This window comes from Faecalibacterium sp. IP-3-29, assembly GCF_023347335.1.
Classification (GTDB): domain Bacteria; phylum Bacillota; class Clostridia; order Oscillospirales; family Ruminococcaceae; genus Faecalibacterium; species Faecalibacterium duncaniae.
In genome coordinates this window covers 2,351,878-2,373,243 of sequence record NZ_CP094471.1, presented here as the reverse complement: position 1 = coordinate 2,373,243, position 21,366 = coordinate 2,351,878, and the positions used below count along the sequence as shown (strand labels likewise).

At 57.9% G+C, this 21,366-nt stretch carries 21 protein-coding genes; 7 read left to right on the top strand and 14 right to left on the bottom strand.

The window, feature by feature from the left end:
* Positions 1-6 precede the first annotated feature (6 nt).
* From MTP40_RS11295 to MTP40_RS11275, 5 genes are read left to right on the top strand one after another with little or no spacing between them, the layout of a single operon-like run.
* Complete coding sequence (locus MTP40_RS11295; RefSeq protein ID WP_249259391.1) at positions 7-870, top strand: CbrC family protein; 864 nt, start codon at positions 7-9, stop codon at positions 868-870.
* Positions 871-879: 9 nt separating this feature from the next.
* Positions 880-1,431 (top strand): DUF4304 domain-containing protein, encoded by a 552-nt coding sequence (locus tag MTP40_RS11290; protein WP_006059611.1) that lies wholly within the window; start codon positions 880-882, stop codon positions 1,429-1,431.
* Positions 1,432-1,457: 26 nt separating this feature from the next.
* On the top strand, positions 1,458-1,994 hold the full coding sequence (locus MTP40_RS11285; protein WP_006059612.1) for an SF0329 family protein: 537 nt from the start codon (positions 1,458-1,460) through the stop codon (positions 1,992-1,994).
* An 11-nt stretch (positions 1,995-2,005) separates the two neighbouring features.
* A complete protein-coding gene (locus MTP40_RS11280; protein ID WP_006059613.1) occupies positions 2,006-2,365 on the top strand; it encodes a hypothetical protein in 360 nt (119 codons plus the stop codon).
* Between the two features lie 15 nt (positions 2,366-2,380).
* Complete coding sequence (locus MTP40_RS11275) at positions 2,381-2,986, top strand: DUF3885 domain-containing protein (protein ID WP_015565836.1); 606 nt, start codon at positions 2,381-2,383, stop codon at positions 2,984-2,986.
* Positions 2,987-3,232: 246 nt separating this feature from the next.
* Here the strand turns inward: MTP40_RS11275 and MTP40_RS11270 are convergent, their stop codons facing one another.
* From MTP40_RS11270 to MTP40_RS14535, 3 genes are all read right to left on the bottom strand, one after another.
* The gene (locus tag MTP40_RS11270) at positions 3,233-3,745 is read right to left on the bottom strand and encodes a hypothetical protein (protein ID WP_143405500.1); all 513 of its coding nucleotides are present in this window, start codon (positions 3,743-3,745) and stop codon (positions 3,233-3,235) included.
* Between the two features lie 112 nt (positions 3,746-3,857).
* Positions 3,858-4,190 (bottom strand): helix-turn-helix domain-containing protein, encoded by a 333-nt coding sequence (locus MTP40_RS11265; RefSeq protein WP_005921759.1) that lies wholly within the window; start codon positions 4,188-4,190, stop codon positions 3,858-3,860.
* Between the two features lie 82 nt (positions 4,191-4,272).
* Positions 4,273-4,722, bottom strand: coding sequence for a hypothetical protein (locus tag MTP40_RS14535; RefSeq protein ID WP_442900430.1), 450 nt, complete (start codon positions 4,720-4,722; stop codon positions 4,273-4,275).
* Positions 4,723-4,858: 136 nt separating this feature from the next.
* Here MTP40_RS14535 and MTP40_RS11255 point away from each other — a divergent pair, with 136 nt between their 5' ends.
* Positions 4,859-5,659: an SDR family oxidoreductase gene (locus MTP40_RS11255; RefSeq protein WP_097777491.1), complete on the top strand. Its 801-nt coding sequence runs from the start codon at positions 4,859-4,861 to the stop codon at positions 5,657-5,659.
* A 403-nt stretch (positions 5,660-6,062) separates the two neighbouring features.
* On the opposite strand, the gene MTP40_RS11250 is transcribed toward MTP40_RS11255, so the two are convergent.
* The 11 genes from MTP40_RS11250 to MTP40_RS11200 all read right to left on the bottom strand — a co-directional run bounded on the left by MTP40_RS11250 (position 6,063) and on the right by MTP40_RS11200 (position 19,074).
* Positions 6,063-6,911 carry a sugar phosphate isomerase/epimerase family protein gene (locus tag MTP40_RS11250; RefSeq protein WP_097777492.1) on the bottom strand — a complete coding sequence of 283 codons (849 nt, stop codon included), beginning with the start codon at positions 6,909-6,911 and terminating at the stop codon, positions 6,063-6,065.
* Positions 6,912-6,933: 22 nt separating this feature from the next.
* Entirely contained in the window at positions 6,934-8,166 is a 1,233-nt protein-coding gene (locus MTP40_RS11245) for a glycerate kinase type-2 family protein (RefSeq protein ID WP_097777493.1), read from the bottom strand.
* A 24-nt stretch (positions 8,167-8,190) separates the two neighbouring features.
* Entirely contained in the window at positions 8,191-9,093 is a 903-nt protein-coding gene (locus MTP40_RS11240; protein WP_371292644.1) for a dihydrodipicolinate synthase family protein, read from the bottom strand.
* 16 nt (positions 9,094-9,109) lie between these two features.
* Positions 9,110-9,994, bottom strand: a complete 885-nt coding sequence (garR, locus tag MTP40_RS11235) for a 2-hydroxy-3-oxopropionate reductase (protein WP_097777495.1) — start codon at positions 9,992-9,994, stop codon at positions 9,110-9,112.
* Between the two features lie 64 nt (positions 9,995-10,058).
* A complete protein-coding gene (gene garD, locus MTP40_RS11230) occupies positions 10,059-11,579 on the bottom strand; it encodes a galactarate dehydratase (RefSeq protein ID WP_097777496.1) in 1,521 nt (506 codons plus the stop codon).
* A gap of 18 nt (positions 11,580-11,597) precedes the next feature.
* Positions 11,598-12,692, bottom strand: a complete 1,095-nt coding sequence (locus MTP40_RS11225) for a glycoside hydrolase family 88/105 protein (protein WP_097777497.1) — start codon at positions 12,690-12,692, stop codon at positions 11,598-11,600.
* Between the two features lie 15 nt (positions 12,693-12,707).
* A complete protein-coding gene (locus tag MTP40_RS11220) occupies positions 12,708-14,747 on the bottom strand; it encodes a glycoside hydrolase family 28 protein (protein WP_143405501.1) in 2,040 nt (679 codons plus the stop codon).
* Positions 14,748-14,760: 13 nt separating this feature from the next.
* Complete coding sequence (locus tag MTP40_RS11215) at positions 14,761-15,867, bottom strand: dienelactone hydrolase family protein (protein WP_249259390.1); 1,107 nt, start codon at positions 15,865-15,867, stop codon at positions 14,761-14,763.
* On the bottom strand, positions 15,860-17,395 hold the full coding sequence (locus MTP40_RS11210) for a tripartite tricarboxylate transporter permease (protein WP_097777498.1): 1,536 nt from the start codon (positions 17,393-17,395) through the stop codon (positions 15,860-15,862). Before MTP40_RS11210 ends, MTP40_RS11215 begins: the two co-directional genes overlap by 8 nt.
* 13 nt (positions 17,396-17,408) lie before the next feature.
* The gene (locus tag MTP40_RS11205) at positions 17,409-17,879 is read right to left on the bottom strand and encodes a tripartite tricarboxylate transporter TctB family protein (protein ID WP_097777499.1); all 471 of its coding nucleotides are present in this window, start codon (positions 17,877-17,879) and stop codon (positions 17,409-17,411) included.
* Between the two features lie 133 nt (positions 17,880-18,012).
* A complete protein-coding gene (locus tag MTP40_RS11200; RefSeq protein WP_207686598.1) occupies positions 18,013-19,074 on the bottom strand; it encodes a tripartite tricarboxylate transporter substrate binding protein in 1,062 nt (353 codons plus the stop codon).
* A 261-nt stretch (positions 19,075-19,335) separates the two neighbouring features.
* On the opposite strand from MTP40_RS11200, the gene MTP40_RS11195 reads away from it, so the two are divergent.
* The gene (locus tag MTP40_RS11195; RefSeq protein WP_249259389.1) at positions 19,336-21,246 is read left to right on the top strand and encodes a LysR substrate-binding domain-containing protein; all 1,911 of its coding nucleotides are present in this window, start codon (positions 19,336-19,338) and stop codon (positions 21,244-21,246) included.
* Positions 21,247-21,366 lie beyond the last annotated feature (120 nt).

Below are 21,366 nucleotides of genomic sequence, written 5' to 3'. Positions count from 1 at the left end.
GTGACCATGAACGAATACCTGAAGCAATATATTGAACTCCAAAAGCAGTTTCGGGAGACAGAAGGAGATCCGGACAGTGTCCGTGCTCTCTATACCTTCAAGGAGAAACTGGAGCTGTCGGAAGACAAGCAGGCCAAGGAAGTGCTGGTGGATGTGTATGATCTGCTGGACTTCAAGAAGGATGCCTACGAACTGCTCTGCCAAATCGGAAATCGTTCCGACAAGAAGACCCTCAAGCGGCTGGGCATCTTGAAGGACTATGCGGAAAACTGGGGCAATCATTATGCCCTCCCCAGGCCCAAAACGCCGGAGGAGAAGCAGAAAGAGAAGGAGCGGCAGGCCCAGCTGGGCCTGCCCGCCTTCCGGTATCACCCCAATCCTCTGGAAACTGGGGCTTTTGAGGAATCCGCAGACGGCGTTGTCTGCGACTGCTGTGGCAAGACGACCCATATTTTCTATACCAATCCGTTCTTTTCCGTGGAGGATATTGCATATCTGTGCCCGGCGTGTATCGCCAGCGGCGAGGCGGCCCGGAAATATGACGGCAGCTTTCAAGATGATTTCTCTGTGGACGATGGCGTAGACGATCCGGAGAAGCTGGACGAGCTGATCCACCGTACTCCCGGCTACTCCGGCTGGCAGCAGGAATACTGGCGGGCCCACTGTGGCGATTACTGCGCCTTTTGGGGCTATGTGGGCGCCAGAGAACTGCGGGCACTGGGTGTGCTGGAGGAGGTGCTGGACGACCCCATGTGGGACGAGGAGCAGAAGGGAATGATCCGGGAATCCGTCAATGGCGGGCATCTGCAATGCTATCTGTTCCAGTGCCTCCACTGCGGAAAACACCTGGTCTGGATGGATTTTGATTGAGGTGGCAACATGGAGAAGAAGGATTTTCCCAAGGGAACCAAGCCCCGTGAGATCTTCGTCTATACCTGTGAGCGGATCGCGGAGCCTTTGAACCCGCTGGGCTACAAATACCGCAAGAGCAAAAATGACATCTACAAAAAAGACGGCATCTTTGTGTTCTCCTTTTACTTTTCCCCCTCCATCCGCTTTGGCTCCACCACTTTTACTGCCTTCTTCGATGTGAGTTCCCCGGTGATTGCCCAGTGGCGCAGTGAGCAGGAAGGGACGGAGGAAACCTATGATGGTATCGTGGGTACCTCCATCGCCCGGCTGACCCACCGGTATGATGACTTCCCCCGCTATGAGGTATCTACTCTGCTGGAGCGGGAACGCTCTATCCAGGAAATTTCCGGGCAGATCCAGGACTATGCACTACCATTCTTTGCCCGGTTTTCCAATCTGCCCAAGCTGCTGGACGATGTGGAACAGGAGGGGTTCTTCCCCCATCGGAAGGGGTTCGATGTCCCTAAGCGGAATCGGGAGTTCATCGAATGCTTCCGGGAGTATCTCCAAAAGCAGTAGGAATCAGCAGAAAGGAAACAACACCTATGTCAAACAGTAGAGTATCCACTTGGAGTGGAATCCGGAACAAATTGGAGAATGACTACCTGTGCCCGGCACTCCGGGGCCACATCCAGTATTTTGCCACCAGTTACAGCAAAAGCGCCGACCATGAGGGCCGGGCCGCCATTCGTGTGGACGGCGTGGAAGTGCTGCGGAGCAACTACTACACCTATTTTGAAAATGTGTGGACGAAATTTCATCACTTGCGCTCCACCACGCTGAAAGATCACGACTCCGCAAAAGAGGCCATCAATCAGGCTCATGCCTATGCGCTGGAGCAGGGCACCTTTGACCAAAAGGTGTTCTATGAGGCGTTTGGGATCTTTGACAACCAGAGCATCGAGAAAAGCCTTGTCAGCGAGAATCCCCTTGTCCGTATCTTTGCCCTTCTGGATCGCAGGCTTGGCAAGCGCCGCCTGCTGGCTTTGGAGGACTCCATGGAGCAGGAACTGGACTGGGTGCGGGCTTTCTATGTGATCCGGTTGCAGGCCGAAGGGCTGATGGAAGCGAATAACATTTAGGAGGAACCACCATGTCACAGATCGCGTCCTTTTATCTGATAAAAAATAACCAGCGGCAGGAGTTGTCCGACGGTGACTGCTCCGGCGCGGTCTATATGGCCATCTGGGACTGGTGTGAGAGCGAACTGGATCTGGATGTCCGTTTTCCTGCTCCCCAGACGGAAGACACCCTGGACTGCGCTCTGCTGGAGGGAGAGCTGGCGTCTCAACTGCTGGCAGCTCTGCGGGAGCAGGATCTCCCGGAGCTGGCCGCTGAAATTGCCCCGGACTGGGATCTGCCCACCGAGGCGGTGCAAAGCGGGCTTAATACGCTGCGCTCCCATCTGGAACTGGTGCAGGGCGATGCTGCTCTGCTGTATGAAATGACATGAGAACGGAGGGATACCATGCTGGCAAAGCGGTTTGAACACATTTTACATGATCTGGGCATGGCTGGGCTGGAACACCCTCTGTTCTACCATGCACCGGTGGGCATTCGTTTTAAGATCGGCGGGGAGGAACCAATCTATCTGGATAGGCGTGCGGCGAAGCTGAAAACCAACCCCGCTTATGTTCAGGGGGCGCTGGACCGAGCCGCCGCGATCTATCGGGCACTTCCGGCGGTGCCGGACCTTCTGCGGATCGACGGGTATCCCGATGAAGAACCCGCCGAGTCCCTGCTGACCGTTATCCGGCAGCGAGTGGGCCTCCCAGTTCCCGATGAACAACTTTCGGCCACAGAGCAGGATGAAGATGGGGATACCCATGCACAAGTGCAGTTTTACTGGGATCTCAGCAAGATCAGCTTTCAACCAGAGCTGCTTCTTCGGGAAATCATTCTGGGGGACATCGGCGGCTGGAACGGCTTTGTGTCCAGCGTCTATCTGGCTGGGCCGGGGCCGTTCCTCTACCATTTGTACGATGACCGTGGGCTGGATGTGCTGGGCGGCTCACAGAAGCTGCTATCACGCTTTTCAAAGAACGAGCCGGAGTTGCGCGCAGCGCGCAGATAATCCCGGCAGTTAAACAAAATCTAATCAAGGTTGAGAGCTTTTTCTTCAGCCTTCGTCTTTGCCATGGCGTTTTTCTCCAATCTGAAAATTACAAATTGCGGACAAAAAGGACGCATTGTTGTGGCAAGCAGTGCAGACGTATATACATCTGCTTATTTTGCGTTGCAAAACGCTTGTTGGGGAATGCCCCAAGCCCTTTTGATCTGCATTTCCCAATGCAGGCTGCGCATCCCTTCGGGACGCTTTTTACCCGGTGATGTGCTCTGGGTCGTTCAAAACTTGCATGAGGTAAGAAGCGGCTTCTGCAAGAGAATCGTACTTCATCTGTTCAGGAACAGGCGCATTCAGAAGCGAAACGCCCCACACCTGCATACAGTCCGCAAGTTCTTTCTGTGCCTGTAATGCCGCCACCTTACGCACATCCGGGGTGGTTTCTGCATCCAGAACGTAGGCTGTGGAGTATTTTCCGTTGCGGTCTTCCGTCAACTGCACCATGGAGTAGTGCTCATCCCAAAAGTGACAGAAGCAAACCCGGCCACCGATGTTCTCCATTTCGATACACAGTTCTTCTTCGCCGCTCCATTGCGGAGTCTCGGACAAAATGCGATTCAGTTCCGAAAGCGCCTGCTGTTCTTCAGCCGATAACTTCCTATGCAGGCATTCACGTTTGAGATTGTTCTGCCAATACGGACTCAGCTTTCCATTCCGGGTATCTTCCATTGCTTCTTCGATATTGGGTAGGATTGTCATGTCGTTCACCTCAAATACTCGCTATTAGCGTTATGTGCACGCTTATAGTGTTGATTATAGACTATTTGAGGGCAAAAAGAAAGAGCGTCAGCACGGTTGCTGGCGTTCTTTGACATAGGTGTTATTTTGTAATATAGGGAATGTTGTCGGTGTATGCATTCAGAATGTCAATGGCAGCTTTCTTCTGCCCCGGTGTGAGCTGGCTCAGCTTTCTGCTCAGTTCGTCATCTGCCACATGGGATGCGGATGGAACGGAATCCCGGATCAGCACATCAGCAGATACGTCCAACACCTCTACGATTCGGATAAAGGTTTCCAGTTTGGGGATTTTTACTCCGCGCTCTAAATCTCCAACATAATTTGCTGACAAATCGACCCGTTCTGCAAACTGTTCAATCGTCCAGCCTTTTTCCTTGCGCTGCTCTCGTATTCGTTGACCCAAAAGCGTATTCATAGCGACCTCACATTCTAATTGTGTTTGTTGCACACCAATAGCATACCTGTCGCAATTTTTGTTATACACAATCCAATAGTGTTTACTCAACGCCAGTTGGACACTTTTGGAACGAAAAATTTTTGTGCGTATCTTTGGTCAAAAAAGCAATGGTCTTTTGGGACGGTACATGGTGCAATAGCAAACGTTGTGCCTCTTGGCACATGAACGAAGGCAAAAGGAGCTGCTGAACGTGGATACGATCTATCTGCTGCCCGGTGAGGAACGCTGCGTTAATTTTCGAGATGTCAATGGAGTCTCGAGAGTACACTACACTTACTGCTCTTTCCGTGGCAGACTTTTCAACTGCACCTGCTGCACAAAGGAAGAAGCCCAGCGGTTGTGTGAAGATTGGCTTGTAAAGCAGGATCGCTGCTACATAAACTAAAAAAGCCGTCGAGGATACCTTCCCAAACGAGAGATTTCCTCGGTGGTTCGCTACAACAAAGGAGCCAGCGTAGATCACACTACGCCAGCTGGTTCCTGTTTTCATTTTTCTGCCTTCTCTTCTTCCATAACGACCTGTTCCGTCTATACCGACAAAAGACTTTCCCAGCGAGAATCAATATAGACAGTCGTCTTGCGATGCGGTATACTCGAATCAGCTCAACATTTTCAGGAGGAAAGTCATGGCAGGAGAAAACAACAAGGTCGTCATTGTTACCGGAGGAAGCTCCGGCATCGGACGGTGCACGGCATCCGCTCTGAAAGAGAATGGCTGCATCGTCTATGAGTTCAGCCGCAGGAATATCCCTATGGAGGGTGTCACCCATCTGTCTGTCGATGTGACCGATGAAGATGCGGTCAACGCCGCTGTGCAGCAGGTCATCCAAAAAGAGACCAAAATTGATGCAGTGATCAACTGTGCAGGCTTTGGCATTTCCGGTGCGGTGGAGTTTACGTCCATGGAACAAGCCAAAGCGCAGTTTGATGTAAACTTTTTCGGGACAGTCACTGTAAATAAAGCAGTTCTCCCCTTCCTGCGCCATCAGGGGAAGGGGCATATTGTGAACATCAGCTCTGTTGCTGCCGTAGCACACATTCCGTTTCAGACCTTCTACTCTGCAAGCAAAGCCGCCGTTTCTTCTTACTCTTATGCACTGGCAAATGAAGTCAAACCCTACGGCATCCACGTTACCGTCGTAGAACTGGGCGATATCTGCACCGGATTCACAAAGGCACGCCAGAAAAGCATTCTCGGCGATGATGAATACGGCGGGCGTATCTCCCGGAGTGTCAGTCAGATGGAGCATGACGAGCAAAACGGCATGGACCCAGCACGCATTGGGCGGTACATCGCCGGTATTGTGGAGAAAAAGAACCCGGCAGTCGTTTATGTTGCTGGTGCACAGTATAAATTCCTGAGCCTTTTGTGTAAGCTCCTGCCTGCTGCAGCACGAGGAAGGATCGTAGGGAAAATATACGGGTAACAGGCGCATTGCTCCACAAAACTGCTACATAAACTAAAAAATCCGCCGAGGATGCCTCCCAAAACGGGAAGAATCCTCGGCGTCATTTGTTTAACGGATCTGTTTTTTCTCGGTGGTGTCCTTTTCCTCTGCAAAAAAACGTTCTATATTTTTCTGTGCCCGAACCAGTTCCTGCATCTCGTTCAGTGTCATAAAGTGCATCTTCTAAGACGATGATTTTCTTGTCATCTCGCTTTGCTCGAATCTTGTAGCTAAAGCATTTTTGCTCCACCAGCGGAGCTGGTGGTTGTCGCTCGCTCAAGCTACCCAAAGCAAAAGACCAGAGTTGTAAAGCCTTTCGGCTAAATAACTCTGGTCTTTTTGTTGGAGCTTGTGCAACAGCCCCCTCCGGTCATATCCTTCTTCAGCAGTTGTCGTACTGTTTCTGCAGGAACTCACGGCACGCCACGGCATTTTCCGGGGTGGTATTTTCCAGCGTAGCAAAGACGAAGGGCTTTTCCTGCTTTGCGAAACGCAGGATGGTGGAGTAATCCTCCATCTCGCCCTGCCCTGCGCCGCACGCCTTCAGCTGACCGTCGGCGTCATGACGGAGAAAATCCTTAAAGTGGATCATTGCCACGTCCTTGCCCAGCAGCTCAATCGCCTCGGCAAAGACCTCTTCCCGGCGGTCCACGTTGTCCATGCTCAGCATGTTGACGGGGTCCAGAAGGATCTGCAGGTTGTGGCTGCCGATCTCATCCAGCACCAGCCGGGCACGCTTTGCATCGTAAACGATGTGCCGTGCCACCGGCTCGATCGCTACTGTCACTCCGTATTGCTCGGCGCAGCGTACCACCGGCTTCAGATTTTTGATAAAAGTGATCAGAGCCTTGTCACTGCGGCACTCGGGGCAGAACTTGTACTCCGGATTAGGCGCACCGGTCTCGGTGCCCACCATACCGCAACCCAGCAGGCTAGCAAACCGGATATGGGCGTAGTACTTTTCCTGCATATCCTTTACCGCATCAGGGTTCGGATGTGCAAGGTTCAGATAGTTGCCCAGCACCGCCACGTCAATGCCGTTTTTCTCAAACAGATGGCGCAGATACAGTGCGTAGCCCGGGGTCAGGGCGCTGGGACCGCAGGGATACTCCTTCATTGCCTTGCTGAGGGCAAGGTGTGCGCAGGTAAACCCCTTTTCCTTTACCAGCGGAAGCAGCTGCTCCATGGGCAGCTTCTCCGCATCGTGAAGACGCAGACCAAATTGGATCATGGGATGTTCCTCCTTTTTCCTGTCAGCCGTGCAGCAGTGCCACTGCCACATCGTTCACGTTGGTTCCGGTAGGTCCGGTCACCAGCAGACCATCCACTGCTTTCAGTGCATGGTAGGCATCGTTGCTCTGCAGCACCTCGAACACATCCAGCCCCTTTGCAGCAAGAGCGGCGGCGGACTCTCCGTCCACATAGCCGCCGGCTGCATCGGTGGGACCATCGGTGCCATCGCTGCCTACGGAGAACACCGCTGCATCCAGCCCGGCAATGCCGGGGGCAGCGGCAAGAGCCAGCTCCTGATTCCGTCCGCCCAGACCCTTACCGGTCAGGTGGACCACCGTTTCACCGCCTGCAAGAAAGGCAAGTTTCCTGCCCTGCCCTGCATGGCTTTTCAGGATGCTTGCCAGAAAGCTGCCTGCCTCCCGTGCCTCGCAGCAGAGCTGGTCCGTGAGCATGACCGGCTCATAGCCCAGAGCGCTGCACTCCTTTGCAGCGGCAGCGCACAGCTCCCGGACGCTGCCGGTGATGCGGGTGGTGACGTTGTCCAGCGTCTTGGGGGTCTCCTGCTCCAGCAGTGCCCGTGCCTCCGGGGAAAGCTTCAGCTGATATTTTTCTGCGATCGCCAGGGCATCGGCACAGGTGCTGCTGTCCGGGCAGGCGGGACCGCTGGCGATCATATCCAGCGGGTCTCCCAGAATATCGCTGAGCACGATGCTGTAGACCTGTGCCGGAGCGCACAGCCGGGCAAACCGCCCGCCCTTGACGGCAGACAGACGCTTGCGGATGGTGTTCATCTCCACGATGTCCGCCCCGCACCCCAACAGCTGCCCGGTGATGTCCTGCAGCTCTGCCCCGGGGACCAGAGGCTTTTCAAACAGGGCGCTGCCGCCGCCGGACAGCAGGAACAGCACATCGTCTGCAGCGGTCAGGTCCTGCACCAGCTCCAGTGCTTTCTGGGTGGCGGCAAAGCTGCCTTCGTCCGGCACCGGGTGTCCGCCTTCGCAGCAGACCACCCCGGGGATGTCCCCCTTCACGTGGTGGTATTTGGTCACCACCACGCCGCCGTCCACCCTGCCCAGCGTCCGCACCGCAGCCGCCGCCATCTGCCACGCTGCCTTACCGGCAGCCACCAGCAGAACACGACCTCCGTGGGGTTCAAAGTCCCGCAGGGCACGCTGGACCGCTTCGTCCGGCAGCACCGCCTGCAGGCTGGATGCAAGGATCTGTTGGGCGTCCTTACGCAGTGCCTGATTCATGGGGCAGCCTCCTTTTACACAGGTTTACAGCAGACCGGCTTCGGTCATAGTCTTTACAAAGCCCTGCTTTGCCGCCCCTTCCGGGGTGGGCAGGGTGGGCAGGTAGGGCACGCCTACCTTGCGTCCCCGGAGATTTGCCATATCCTTGGCGGCAACGGGGAAGCTGGCAGCGTCCATGGACAGGCGCACCGGGTTCAGCTTGAACTGTGCCTCCAGACTGCCTGCCAGATCACCGGCGGCGTACTTATTGTACACATCGGTGATGAGCTCCGGCATAAAGTTTGCTGCGGTGCACACGCCGCCCACAGCACCGTGGCACAGGCTGGCGTACAGCAGGGTATCCTTGCCGCCAAAGACCTTGAACTCCACGTCCCGGGTGCGGCGGATGAACTCGGAAGTCTGGGTGATGTCGCCGCTGGTATCCTTCATGCCCACGATGTTGGGCACGGTGTGTGCCAGCTCTTCCACCAGCTGTGCGCTGAGGGTGTAGCCCACCCGCCCGGGATTATTATACAACAAAACCGGCGTTTCGGGAACACTTTCTGCAATGGTCTTAAAGTGATTATACAGCTCGGCGTAGGTGGGCTTCAGGAACATGGGCTGCAACACGCTGACGGCAGCTGCGCCGTTCTTGACCGCCATCTGTGCCAGACGGCAGCACTTTTTGGTGCTGATGGCACCGATGCCAAAGTACACCGGCACACGACCTGCGGACTGATCGACCATGATCTTCAGACCACGCTCCATCTCGTCCTCTTCCACCATGTAGAATTCGCCGTTGGAGCCAAAGGCAAGGATGCCGGAGACGCCGCCCTGGATGACGTACTCCACCTGATCCCGCATTCCCGCTTCGTCGATCTTCTCCTCACCGTCAATGACCGTGAGGATGGGCACCACAACGCCCTTCATAAATTCCGTGTTCATCATCTGTGCTCCTTTATCCTCAGCGACCGATCTGGATGCCGGTCAGGTACTCGTAGTACTGGGCAATGGCGCTGTGGTCCTTCTGACCGCCCTCGTGGTTGTGGAGCCACTGCATGATCTCCTGCACCTCGGCAGTCATGGGCACGGGAGCGCCCACAGCGTGTGCGCAGTCCAGAACGTTGTTCAGGTCCTTGATGTGCAGGTCGATCTTGAAGCCGGGCTTGTCGTTGCCTGCGATCATCATGGGAGCCTTTGCGTTCATGACGGTAGAGCCGGCAAGACCGCCCTTGATTGCCTGGAACACCAGCTCGGGATCCACGCCTGCCTTCTGTGCCAGAGTCAGAGCCTCGGCAAGAGCCTGAATGTTGCATGCCACGATGATCTGGTTTGCCAGCTTGGTGGTGTTGCCTGCGCCTACCTCGCCGCAGCGGACGGTGGAAGCGCCCATGGCGTCCAGCACCGGCTTGTAGGTGTCAAAGATCTCCTGCTTGCCGCCTACCATAAAGCTCAGGGTTCCGTCGATCGCCTTGGGCTCGCCGCCAGAGACGGGAGCATCCAGCATCTCCACGCCCTTCTTCTGCAGCTCGGCATAGATTTCTTTGGAAGCAACCGGGTTGATGGAAGAGCAGTCGATAAAGACTGCACCGGGCTTCATGTGGGAAGCCACGCCGTTTGCGCCCAGCATCACTTCCTTGACCTGCGGAGAGTTAGGCAGCATGGTGATGACCACATCACACTGCTCTCCGATCTCCTGCTGGGTGGCGCCCTTTGCACCGGCGGCCTCCAGCTCCTGCACCGGAGCCTGACTGCGGTTGTTCACCAGCAGGTCGGTGTAGCCTGCCTTCAGCAGATTCTTTGCCATGGGCTTGCCCATGATGCCCAGACCAATAAAACCGATTTTCATAATCGTTCCCTCCATAAGGTTGTTTGAATGATTTCCGTATTCGTACTCTATCTTGCGCTGCACCTCAGGTAATGGGGGCAGGGTTGAAGATGCACATATCGTTGTGGAAGCCGTACTGATCGCTGTAAGGCTCCTTGGTGCCGCTTGCCACGTCCAGGATCAGGTTAAAGATCTCGGTACCCACATCGGCAATGGTCGCTTCGCCGGTGGCAACGTGACCGGCAGAGATGTCGATGAGGTCGAACCACTGCTCCTTCATCTCGTTGCGGCTGCACACCTTGATGACCGGTGCCACATCCAGACCGTAGGGGGTGCCACGACCGGTCATGAACACCTGTAGACCGATGCCGGAAGCCACCTGAGAAGGTCCGCACACGATGTCGGAGGCAGGGGTGGCGGCAAAGATCAGACCGTGCTTGGAGGGCTTCTCCGCCGGGCTCAGCACCTCCACGATGGGGCTGGTGCCGCTTTTGGCAATGGAGCCCATTGCCTTTTCCACGATGTTTGCCAGACCGCCCTTCTTGTTGCCCGGAGTGGGGTTGGCATCCCGGTCCACACCGCCCTCGGCAAGGTAATCATCGTACCACTTCATCTCGGCGGCAAGCTTGTCCCGGACCTCGGCGCTGACGCAGCGGGCGGCAAGCATGGGCACCCCGTCCCGGACTTCGGTGACCTCGCTGAACATTACGGTGGCACCGCCCTTTACCAGCATATCCGCTGCATAGCCTGCGCTGGGGTTGGCGGTGATGCCGGAAAATGCATCGCTGCCGCCGCACTGCATACCGATGAGCAGCTCACTGAGGGGCAGCTCCTCCCGGTGGCGCAGGTTCAGCTTCTGGAGCTTCTTCTCCGCCATGTCCAGGATCGCCTGCATCATGGCATCGTGACCCTTCCAGTCCTGCAGAGTCAGGCAGTTCTCCGGGTTGATGTCCTCCGGAGGCAGCACCCGGTCGTAGGTGAGCTTCTCGCAGCCCAGACCCACCACCATGACCTCACCGCCAAAGTTAGGATGACGGATCACATTGGTGATGGCACGGATGGGGATGTATGCCAGCGGAGCGTTGATGGCAACGCCGCAGCCATAGGGATGAGTGATGGCAACCACGCCGTCCACATTGGGGTACTTGGGCAGTAGCTCCTTTTTGATGCGCTCCACTGCCACCTTCACCACGCCTGCAGCGCACTGCACAGTGGTGACGATACCCAGCAGATTGCGGGTGCCGGCAGGACCCACCTTGTTGCGGTAGCCCATCCAGGTAGTCCGGGGCGGGGTGGGCAGTTGGTCCGGGGTCTTGATGTCGGTGCCCCAGGGCATATCGGTCAGTGCCGGGCTTTCCGGCAGGTCCAACATGTGCTCGTTGATCCAGCTGCCGGCGGGGATGTCGTTCTTTGCATAGCCCAGCACCACGCCGTAGCGGATGACCTCGCCGCCGGCGGGGATATCCACCAGTGCGATCTTGTGTGCCTGGGGGATGGGATCCCGGGTGACCACGCCGCTCTCGGTCTTTGTGCCTGCGGGCAGGTCGTGGACGGCAACCACCACGTTGTCGTTGTCTTTGATCTGGATGGTCAAACGTTCTGCCATAATAATCACCTCATACTCTTATGCACGGCGCAGCTGCTCGCTGACCGCCATCATGCAGGCGGCGGCACCGTGCTGGTTGTCCACCATCTGCTTTTCACTCAGATAATACTCCGGGGTGCCGGTGCGGTCGGTGCGGTTGTCCGGTCCCGGTCCCAGACCTGCGCTGGCGCAGATGCCGTGAAGCTCCCAGCCCTGCTCGCCCTTTTTCAGGTAGGTGTCCCGGATGCCGTCCAGCACCCGGCTACCCTTTTCCCCGTATTCCGGCGGCAGCATTCCCAGCCGTGCACCCTTCATCAGGGCGTAGGCGACCATAGCGCTGCCGGAGGTCTCGGAGTAGTTGCCGGTCAGGTCTGCCCGATCCACCACCTGCAGGAACATGCCGGTGTCTGCCACCTGATAGGGCAGCAGACGGTCCAGCGCGTTTTTCAGCAGAGGGCACAGCTCCCCGGCACGGGGGGTGCGGTCCTTTGCGATCTCGTAGGTGTCCGCCAGTGCCATGAGGAACCAGCCCTCGGCACGGAGCCACACCACCGGGCTCTGCCCGGTGACCGGGTCCGCCCACTCCATCTTCCGGGAGCAGTCGTTGGCGTGACGGTACAGACCCAGCTGCTCATCCCACAGCAGTTTGTGGGCAGAGGTAAACTGGTCCAGAATGTCGTCCCAGTTGTCCTCGCCGTTTTCTGTCAGGCAGGCGGCGTAGAAGGGCATCCCCATGTACAAGCCGTCCAGCCAGACCTGATCCGGATAGATGTCCTTGTGCCAGAAGTTCCCGGTGACGGTGCGGGGGTAGTCCGCCAGAATGCGGTAGGCGCGCTCCACGCCCTCTGCCCACCGTGCCTCCCCGGTAACATCCCGCAGGATCCTCATGGACTTGCCAAAGCTCACCTTGTCGATGTTGTGTTCTCCGGGCACCCAGTTTGCCACCCTGCCGGCGTCGTCCATCAGGAAGGAAGCGTTCCGGCGCACCGGCTCCCGCCAACTTTCGCTGCCGGTAGCGCAGTACAGGTCCTCCGCCCCCACCATGCAAAGGTCGTCTTTATAATTCCAGGGCTTTTCACTGAGGAACCGGGGAAAGACCCGGTCCAGATACTGTTCAAAATACTCCAGCCACATGCGTTTTGTCTCCTTTTACAGTCCGGCAAAATCTGCCACCCGGTCCAGGATCTCCACAGCCTCTTTCCGGCTCACCGGACGCTCCGGGTCAAAGCGTCCGTCCGCCTCCAGCTGCATGAATCCAAAATACAGCGCCCGCGCCGCATTGGTCCCGTAGTTGTTTGCCACCCGGTCCACGTCGGTGCACACCGGCATGGTACTGGATGCGTTGCGGTAGTTCACCCCGCACGCCTGCATTGCCACCGTTGCCATCTCCTGTCGGGAGATGGTGCGCCGGGGGGCAAAGCAGCCCTTTTCCAGCGGGAAGAACCGGTTTGCCGCTGCCCGGCGTGCCGCTTCTTCGGCGGTATCCGTCAGCTCCGGGGCAGGCAGCTGATCATCGGCGAGGGGCAGCAGCATCTGCGCTGCTTCCAGCCGGGTCACCGGCTCGCTGCCCCGCTCCAGCTCCGGGGCGTTCAGCATCCCACGGCAGTACAGCCGGGGAGCGGCTCCCTGCGCCGGTGCCGGCAGCACCCGGTAGCTGCGGCTGCTCTCCCGGTCTCCGGCAGGGTTTGCGGCGCTGGCCCGGAGGTATGCCGCCCCGTCAGGCACTGCGATGGTCTCTCCCCCGCCGCACCGGGTCCAGTTTTTGTTATCCTCAGACGCCTCCCAGCAGAAGGTCAGCGGCTCCTGTGCACCGCAGCTCTCGGCGCTGGCAGTGACCGTGCCTCCGATGCAGGGCACCCCCAGGATCCGGACATAGCCGGGACGGGGGAACCGTTTACCGTTGATGGTAACGTTTTCCACCACCGCATCCTTCCAGTTCATGCTGCGCAGGCACTGGCGCACCCCGTCAATGGTGATGTTCCGCATCACCAGCCCGGTAATAGGCACCTCCGGGAATGCTTCCAGAAAGACGCCGTAATCTCCGCCGTGGGCGGTGATATTCTCCATGGTGATGTCCCGGAACACCGGCAGGCTGTCGCCGTTGCGCCCATCCTCGTAGAGCATGGTACCGTGAACCGCCGCCCCGTGGACGTGGTCCATCACACTGTCGCATAGCATGACCCGCTCCACAGCGCCGCCCCGCCGGGCGTTGGTCTTGAGCCGCAGTGCATAGGTCAGGTTGGGGCTGGAGAATCGGTTGCCGCTGGCAAGCACATTGTAGATGCCGCCGCTCATCTCGCTGCCCAGTGCCACGCCGCCGTGACCGTCTGCAAAGTCGTTGTTTTCGATCAGGATGTTCCGGCAGGGCACATTTGCCTCTCTGCCGTCCCGGTCCCGCCCGGACTTCAGGCTGATACAGTCATCGCCGGTGTCAAAGCGGCAGTTTTTGATCCACACGCCGTTGCAGCTCTCCGGGTCGCAGCCGTCGTTGTTGGCACCGTGACTGGAAAGGGTCACCCCGTCCACCACCACGCTGCTGCATAGCACCGGGTTCAGCTGCCACATGGGGCTGTTGCGGAGGGTGACCCCCTGCAGCAGCACCCGCTGGCAGCGGATGGACTGGAAGAAGTTGGGGCGCAGGTAGTGTCCTTCGCCAAAGATGCGCCGATCCACCGGCACCCCGCCCAGATTCATGCTGCGCAGGGCACTGCGGTCGGCAAGCTGCAGGTCCGGCTTGTTTTCAGACCAGGAGGTCTCCACCTGATGATGCCAGTTCCACCAGTGGTCTGCATCGGCGCCGCCGTCCAGCACCCCCTTGCCGGTAACGGCAATGTCCTGTGCATCACAGGCATACAGCAGGGCGCTGAAATTGTAGCAGGGACTTGCCTCCCAGTGGGAGAACACCAGCGGGTAGTTTTCTGCCGGGTCATCGGGCACAAACTGCACCAGAGTATCCTCCGATGCAAGGTGCAGCTCCACGCCGTTTTTCAGGTGCAGCGCACCGGTGCGGTAGACGCCCGGCTGCAGGACCAGCGTTCCGCCTCCCTGCCGGCTGAGGTCGTCGATCGCCTGCTGCAGCTGTCGGGTCTGCATCTGTCCCGGCACCGGCTCCACCTGCATCCGGTTTTTGCCGATGCAGGGCAGCTGGATCTGGGACAGGATGGTATTGCGCAGCTCGTTTTTGTTCATGGGGAAAACTCCCTTACTCTTTGCTATTGATGGAATGCTCCAAAAGAAATGTCAGATATTCTGCAAGGTCTTCTTCGTGCCACTGGTGAGTGCCGGGGCAGATCTGGTGCCGGAGGTTTTCCGGTGCACCCAGCAGCCGGTACGCCTCGGCGGCGATCGCCACCTGCTCCTGAGCGTTTACCACGCCCCGGGGACCGTTGAGCCGGTCCTCCCGGCAGGACTGCACCCACAACGGGCGGGGTGCAATGAGGCTGGCGATATCGCCCATGTCCAGATGCTCCCACAGGTGGGGCACATAGTTGCAGGAACAGTTGTTGTTCAGGGTCAGCAGGGCGTCCCGGTAGCCGTACATATAGCCGCTGATGGCGGCAAACTTTACCCGGTCGTCCAGCGCCGCCAGCCACAGCGTCTGCATCCCGCCGCCGGAAAACCCCACGGCCCCCAGACGGTCTGTGTTGAAGCGCCGGTCCTCTTCCAGCCAGTCGATGAGTCTTGCCAGGTCCCAGGTCAGCATCCCCAGTACCGGGATGCCCAGAGGCTCTCCCATGTGTGCCAGCCGGTAGCAGTCGCCCTTCAGTCCTTCCGGCAGCCGCCGGGCGTCCTCCGGGTCTTCCCGCCGCTCTCCAAAGCCCCGGCAGTCCGGGCATACCGTCACGCAGCCCTGTTTTGCCAGCTGCAGACCGTAATCGTAATGGTAATGATCGATCTTTTCGGTAATGGGCGGGTAGTCCCGCACACCGGCGACCGAGTACTTTCCGGCACCGTTGTGCCCCGGAGGGCAGAGGATCACCGGGGTGTCCTTTCCAGCGCCGGCAGGCGCCAGAAGGAACAGGGTCATCCAGACCTCCGGTTCCACCTGGATCCTCCAGTGCTCCCGGCGGATACCCTCCTCTGTGAAGACGGTCTCCATTCGGCGAGCATCTTGTATACCACGTTCCATTTTACATGTTCCCAACAGGGAATGCAAAAGGCTTCGGGTATCTTCCCGCCATTGCCGGAATTCCTCCGGGGTTCTGCCCCGGAAAGCGTCCTGCCGGGCGTAGCGGTCGTACTTGCGCAGCATGGAGGCAAGGGAACCGTAGAACCTCTCCTGGGCAGGCAGCTGCTCCGGCTCAGTCATCGTTGATGTCCTCGCCGATGTTCTGGGCAGCAGCAGGAGCCTTTGCAGACTTCTTTGCCTTCAGGTGGTCAGAGACATAGGGCCACACCACGCACAGCACGGCGATGATGAGCAGGATGAAGGAGACCGGGCGGGTAAAGAAGGGTGCGTAGCTGCCGTGGGCGTAGCTGATGCCCTGACGGAAGTAGCGCTCAAGCTTGCTGGACAGGATGAAGGCCAGAACTAGCGGGCTGGTAGGCAGACCGGCCACACTCATGAACAGAGCCAGCAGGCAGAGAGCCAGCATGACGTAGATGTTGAACATGGTGTTGGAGATGCCGTAGCCGCCGATGAAGCTGATGACCAAAATAACAGTATACAGATAATGATAGGGGATCTTCAAGATATACGGAAACCAGCGCTTGGTGATGATCTGGATGAGGTAGGTGACGATGGCGGAGACCATGACGCAGGCGAAGATGAGCATGGCCAGATCGGGCTGCTCAGTCATAAACAGAGGGCCAGCCTGCAGGCCGTGGATGGTCAGGCCTGCGATGAGCATTGCGGTGATGCCGTCACCGGGGATGCCCAGAGCCATCATGGGGATGAGGGCACCGCCCAGAGAAGCGTTGTTTGCGGTTTCAGAAGCCCACACACCGGCGGGGTTGCCCTTACCGAAGGTCTCAGGCTCCTTGCTGATGCCCTTGGCATAGCCATAGGCGACCATGTTGGAGATGCCGGAGCCCATGCCGGGCAAGAAGCCGATCCACAGACCGGAAGCGAATGCAAAGATAATGGTCTTGATGTTTTCGATGATGTCCTTGAAGCCGATGCCAAGCCCCTTCATGTTCTTGACGTCCACATCGGGCATCTTTGCCTCGCCCTTGGCGTTGTCACGGATGATCTGGCACATGGCGAACATACCCAGCATCTGTGCAACGGTGCTGATGCCGGAGGTGAGGTACACATTGCCAAAGGTGAAGCGGGTAGCGCCGTTGATGGGGTCCATGCCGATGCAGCCCATGAGCAGACCGATGCCGGCGGACATGATGCCCTTGAAGATGTTGCCCTTGGACAGGGAGGCAATAAGGGTAATGGCGCAGAAGCACAGGGAGAAGTATTCCCAGGGTCCCAGATGCAGAGCCGCCTCTGCGATCACCGGGGACAGCACGGTGGCGATCGCCACAGAGCACACGGTGCCGATGAAGGAAGCGGTCATGCCGATGCCCAGCGCCTTGCTTGCCTGTCCCTTTTGGGTCATGGGATAGCCGTCAAAGCAGGTGGCAATGGCAGAGGAAGAACCGGGGATGCCGATGAGCACCGCCGAGATAAAGGTACCGGACACGCCGCCGATCCAGATGGCAAGCAGCATGACAAAGGAAGTCTCGGTGGAAAGACCAAAGGTGATGGGTAGCAGCAGAGCGATGCCCAGAGTAGCGGACAAACCGGGGATTGCACCAAAGACGATGCCCAGCGCGACCATGGCAAAGATCAGCAGCAGGTTCAGCGGCTTCATGCAGACCAGTAAAGCAGAAAGATATGCAGCCATTTATTTTCCCTCCTTAGCCGCCGAACAGAACGCCGGCGGGCAGTTTGATCTGGAACGCAAAGACGAACATTGCGTAGAGCACAGCCGTGACGACCACCGAGATGATGACGGTGGACACGGGCTTAACTTCGCTGTTGCCCTTCAAATCATAGATAAAGGCGGCGGTTGCAAACGGGGTGGTGATCACAAATCCCAGATAGGTCATAGCCACGGCGTAGATCACCAGCATCAAAAAGCTCTTGGTGACCTTGATCACGCCGCCCTTGGGGAAATAGGGCTTTTCGGCAATCTCGCGCTCCTTGTAGCCCTTGACGATGAGGGCAATGGAGCTGATGCCGATCAGGAAGATAGCCACATACGGCAGCAGCCGGGGACCCGGCTCCAGCAGATTGGCCGGCTGGCGGACCTGCTGGGTCATGATGAAGAAGAAAATACAGGTAAGCAAGCCAACGATGCCTGTTACCATATCGTGTCTCATTTTCATGGAAGTACCTCTCGCTTTTCTCAAAAACAGCCCGGAGAGGAGAAGCTCCGGGCTGTCTATTTAGGAGGATCTACACTTTTCAGAGAAAGACTTCTGTGCAGATAAAAAGTGCAGTCGATGGCAGAATTTTGGGTTAGCCCTGAACGTACATACCGAGGTTCTTTGCGATGTTGACGAGTTCATCGTACTCTTTCTGATGCAGCTCCTCGGACTCCTCAAGGTCGTGCCAGCCGGGGATGTGGCCGATGCCTGCGATGCCATCATGGACAGTGGGGTCGTTGACAACCTCTTCCATGGCTGCGTTCATCTGCTTGACCATGGTCTCGTCCATGCCGGCAGGTCCCATCAGGTAGTGGTAGACCAGCATGTAGCAGTCCTTGAAACCCTGCTCCTGCAGAGTCTTGTAGTTTTCAGGCAGCTCAGCGGGGTACTGGTCGATGGTGATGCCGTCGCCCGCCACGGTGCCGATGACCTTCAGCTTGCCGGCCTTGGAATACTCCTGAGCGTTGCCCAGACCCACGACACCGATGTCGATGAATCCACCGGCCAGATTGGTCAGACGGTCAGACTCGGAAGCACATTCAACCTTGTTCAGCTCGATGCCCAGAACACTGCACAGCTTGCCGAACAGGAAGGTGTTTGCACCTGCAGCCGGCATACCGGCGTTCAGCTCATTGGGATGAGACTTTGCGTAATCGACGAAGCCCTGAAAGTCATCGTAAGGTGCGTTTGCAGGAACAGCCAGTGTAGAGAAGCCGTTGTCCTGCAGGCAGGCGATCAAGGTGAAGTCGGTCATGGGGTTTACGGTAGCGTTGCCGGTGATGTACTGGATGTTCAGTGAAGAGGTAGCCAGCGTCAGGGTGGTGCCGTCCGGCTTTGCGTTGGCGACGGTCTGGTGGCCGACGGTGTTTGAGTCGTAGTTGGTGACGGTGGTCTTCAGGCCGTAGATACGGTTCAGACCCTCGCTGTAGTAACGGATGGCCAAGTCAGAGCCGCCGCCTGCCTTGCCGGGAACCGCCAGCGTGATGGTCTCATTCTTTGGGAAGCCGATGCCGTCAGCGGCTGCGGATGCAGCAGCGCTGGCGGAGGAAGCGGAGCTGGAGCTGGAGCTGGAGCCGCCGCAGGCGGACAGGGCAAGGGCTGCAGCAGCAACGGCGCTGCCCTTGAGCATGGATCTTCTGGTGATCTTCTTCATTGTTAGTCTCCTTCTTTTCCGGTGATCATTCTGCGTTGGTTGAGGTGTTACCCTCTCTGTGCTTTTATTGTACAACCTGCCGCTTCACTTTACGATACACAAGAATTCCGCTTTTTCATAACGATTTGTTCACAGCAGCTTGCAATTCCTTTTGTGGTCCTTTATACTTATTATGGAAAAACTTTTCCATATTCCCCAGCACTTTGCAGATTTCTGGCTAAAATCCGACTTTTTACCATTTTGTAACAAAAGGGAACTGCTATGAACACCCGTCAGTATTATTACCTTTCCACCATTGCAAATTATGGCAATCTGAGCCATGCGGCGCAGGCGCTCCACGTCTCCCCCTCGGCGCTGAGCAAGTTTCTGGCAGAGTGCGAGCGCACCTTTGGCTTTGCTTTGTTCCTGCGGTACAACCGCCGCCTGTACCCAACCGCCGTGGGACGGTATGTGGTAGAATGCGCCCAGAAGATCCTTGACGAGCAGAACCGTATGCTGCTGACCATGAAAGAGGTCACCGGCGGCAACCGCAAGGCGATCCGTCTTGCCACCGCCCCCAACCGGGGTGCCATCATCTTCAGCAGGATCTACAACCAGTTCTCCCGCCGGTACCCGGACATCTCCCTGAGCCTCACCGAGCTGTATGCCGCCGAGCAGCCGGGAGCCATCGCCCGGGGACTGGTGGACCTGGCACTGGGCGCCGGTGCCACCAGCAGCGAGATCACCGACATCCCCATTGCCCACGAAGAACTGCTGGTGTCCCTGCCTGCCTCCCACCCACTGGCAAAGCAGGAGACCATCCATCTGGCAGACCTGCGGGACACTCCCTTTGTATTGCAGGGTCCCCGCCACAGCATCCGGCTCATTGCAGAGCAGCTTTTCCAGCAGGCGGGGTTCCAGCCCGTAGTCGCCTTTGAGTCCAACGACGTTATCCTGCTGGACTCCATGATGCATCAGGCAGTGGGAGTGGGGCTGGTAAGCAACGCTCACGTATTTCCCTGCAGCGAACTTGCCTACCGTCCGCTGAATCCTCCTGTGCACCAGACCCTGCACCTGCGTTTCCCGCTGGGGCACACCCTTACGGAGCCGGAGCGGTATCTGGCAGGTCTGCTGATCACCGAACGCCTCCGCGATCCCCGGTACAAGCCCACCGACGACCCGCTGGTGGACCAGCTGCTGCAAGAAGTGCTCTCACCCTCTCAGCTGGCAGACACCGGCAGCCTGCCCCGGGAGGCAGTGGGCACCGCCCTGCAGACCATGCAGGAGGTGAACCTTGACAGCCGGGTGATGGAGTATTTGATTTCTATCGTGGAGGAGCAGAGTCTTTCCCGGGCGGCAGAGCGGCATTTTTTGGCGCAGTCCGCCCTTTCCCGCCACCTGCGTGCCGTGGAGGAGATGGTGCGCACTCCCCTGTTCACCCGGGAGCACAACCGGCTGCGTCCCACCAGTGCCGGAACCATCTTTGTAAACAACGCCCGGAACATCCTCCACATCGAAAACGAGATGTTTGCCCACACCAAGTCCTACCGGCAGGGACGCGGCGGTAAACTGTATATCAGCTGTGACCCCCTGTTTGCCAAGGCGCTGCGGGACCACGCCCTGCCTGCATTCTGCGCCCGGCACCCGGATATCCAGCTGACCATCCGTGAGGAGAACCGGGAGCAGACCCTGGAATCCCTGATGAACTCCTCCACAGATCTGGGCATCTTTCTTTCCTCCCAGCCCCGGCAGGACCTGCTGCACTGTCAGGTACTGACCCTTACGGAGATGGTCTACTGCTTTGCCCCCTGCCGCTGCCCGGAGGGATGGCAGCCCGGGGATCTGTTCCCCGGGGGGCTGGACCCCCGCCCCCAGCTAATGGCATCGGCAGGCTCAACCCTCCGGACCCTGCAAGACGCCCTGCTGCCCCAGATGTTCGGGCAGCTGCCCCCCGCTGCTTGTGAGGCGGATACCTCCATCCTGCGGCAGCTAGCAAATATTGGCGTTGCCGATTCCCTGCTGCCTCTGAACCTTATGGAGCGCCGCCACCATTCCCGGTGCGCTGCGTTGGACCCGCCCCAGCCTTTGTATCTGCTGCTGGCACACCATGTAGGACGCACCCTGCCCCCGGTGACCGACGAGCTGATAGAACTGATCCGCACCTCCCTTACCGATGTGCTGGCGCTTCCATAAATCAGTCGGTGCACCGTCTTTTGCAAAACGAAACATCCGCAGCAATGGTCTTCCCGGTCTGAATGTCGGCAAGCCTGCTGAGGAAGTCCAAAAACCGGGAGAATTCGCCCCCGGCACCGT

What these genes read in the sequence shown, in the direction of transcription:
- MTP40_RS11295 (WP_249259391.1), top strand. Translation starts at nt 7, where the DNA reads ATGAACGAATACCTGAAGCAATATATTGAACTCCAAAAGCAGTTTCGG.
- MTP40_RS11290 (WP_006059611.1), top strand. Translation starts at nt 880, where the DNA reads ATGGAGAAGAAGGATTTTCCCAAGGGAACCAAGCCCCGTGAGATCTTC.
- MTP40_RS11285 (WP_006059612.1), top strand. Translation starts at nt 1,458, where the DNA reads ATGTCAAACAGTAGAGTATCCACTTGGAGTGGAATCCGGAACAAATTG.
- MTP40_RS11280 (WP_006059613.1), top strand. Translation starts at nt 2,006, where the DNA reads ATGTCACAGATCGCGTCCTTTTATCTGATAAAAAATAACCAGCGGCAG.
- MTP40_RS11275 (WP_015565836.1), top strand. Translation starts at nt 2,381, where the DNA reads ATGCTGGCAAAGCGGTTTGAACACATTTTACATGATCTGGGCATGGCT.
- MTP40_RS11265 (WP_005921759.1), bottom strand. Translation starts at nt 4,190, where the DNA reads ATGAATACGCTTTTGGGTCAACGAATACGAGAGCAGCGCAAGGAAAAA.
- MTP40_RS14535 (WP_442900430.1), bottom strand. Translation starts at nt 4,722, where the DNA reads ATGAAAACAGGAACCAGCTGGCGTAGTGTGATCTACGCTGGCTCCTTT.
- MTP40_RS11255 (WP_097777491.1), top strand. Translation starts at nt 4,859, where the DNA reads ATGGCAGGAGAAAACAACAAGGTCGTCATTGTTACCGGAGGAAGCTCC.
- MTP40_RS11250 (WP_097777492.1), bottom strand. Translation starts at nt 6,911, where the DNA reads ATGATCCAATTTGGTCTGCGTCTTCACGATGCGGAGAAGCTGCCCATG.
- MTP40_RS11245 (WP_097777493.1), bottom strand. Translation starts at nt 8,166, where the DNA reads ATGAATCAGGCACTGCGTAAGGACGCCCAACAGATCCTTGCATCCAGC.
- MTP40_RS11240 (WP_371292644.1), bottom strand. Translation starts at nt 9,093, where the DNA reads ATGATGAACACGGAATTTATGAAGGGCGTTGTGGTGCCCATCCTCACG.
- garR (WP_097777495.1), bottom strand. Translation starts at nt 9,994, where the DNA reads ATGAAAATCGGTTTTATTGGTCTGGGCATCATGGGCAAGCCCATGGCA.
- garD (WP_097777496.1), bottom strand. Translation starts at nt 11,579, where the DNA reads ATGGCAGAACGTTTGACCATCCAGATCAAAGACAACGACAACGTGGTG.
- MTP40_RS11225 (WP_097777497.1), bottom strand. Translation starts at nt 12,692, where the DNA reads ATGTGGCTGGAGTATTTTGAACAGTATCTGGACCGGGTCTTTCCCCGG.
- MTP40_RS11220 (WP_143405501.1), bottom strand. Translation starts at nt 14,747, where the DNA reads ATGAACAAAAACGAGCTGCGCAATACCATCCTGTCCCAGATCCAGCTG.
- MTP40_RS11215 (WP_249259390.1), bottom strand. Translation starts at nt 15,867, where the DNA reads ATGACTGAGCCGGAGCAGCTGCCTGCCCAGGAGAGGTTCTACGGTTCC.
- MTP40_RS11210 (WP_097777498.1), bottom strand. Translation starts at nt 17,395, where the DNA reads ATGGCTGCATATCTTTCTGCTTTACTGGTCTGCATGAAGCCGCTGAAC.
- MTP40_RS11205 (WP_097777499.1), bottom strand. Translation starts at nt 17,879, where the DNA reads ATGAAAATGAGACACGATATGGTAACAGGCATCGTTGGCTTGCTTACC.
- MTP40_RS11200 (WP_207686598.1), bottom strand. Translation starts at nt 19,074, where the DNA reads ATGAAGAAGATCACCAGAAGATCCATGCTCAAGGGCAGCGCCGTTGCT.
- MTP40_RS11195 (WP_249259389.1), top strand. Translation starts at nt 19,336, where the DNA reads ATGAACACCCGTCAGTATTATTACCTTTCCACCATTGCAAATTATGGC.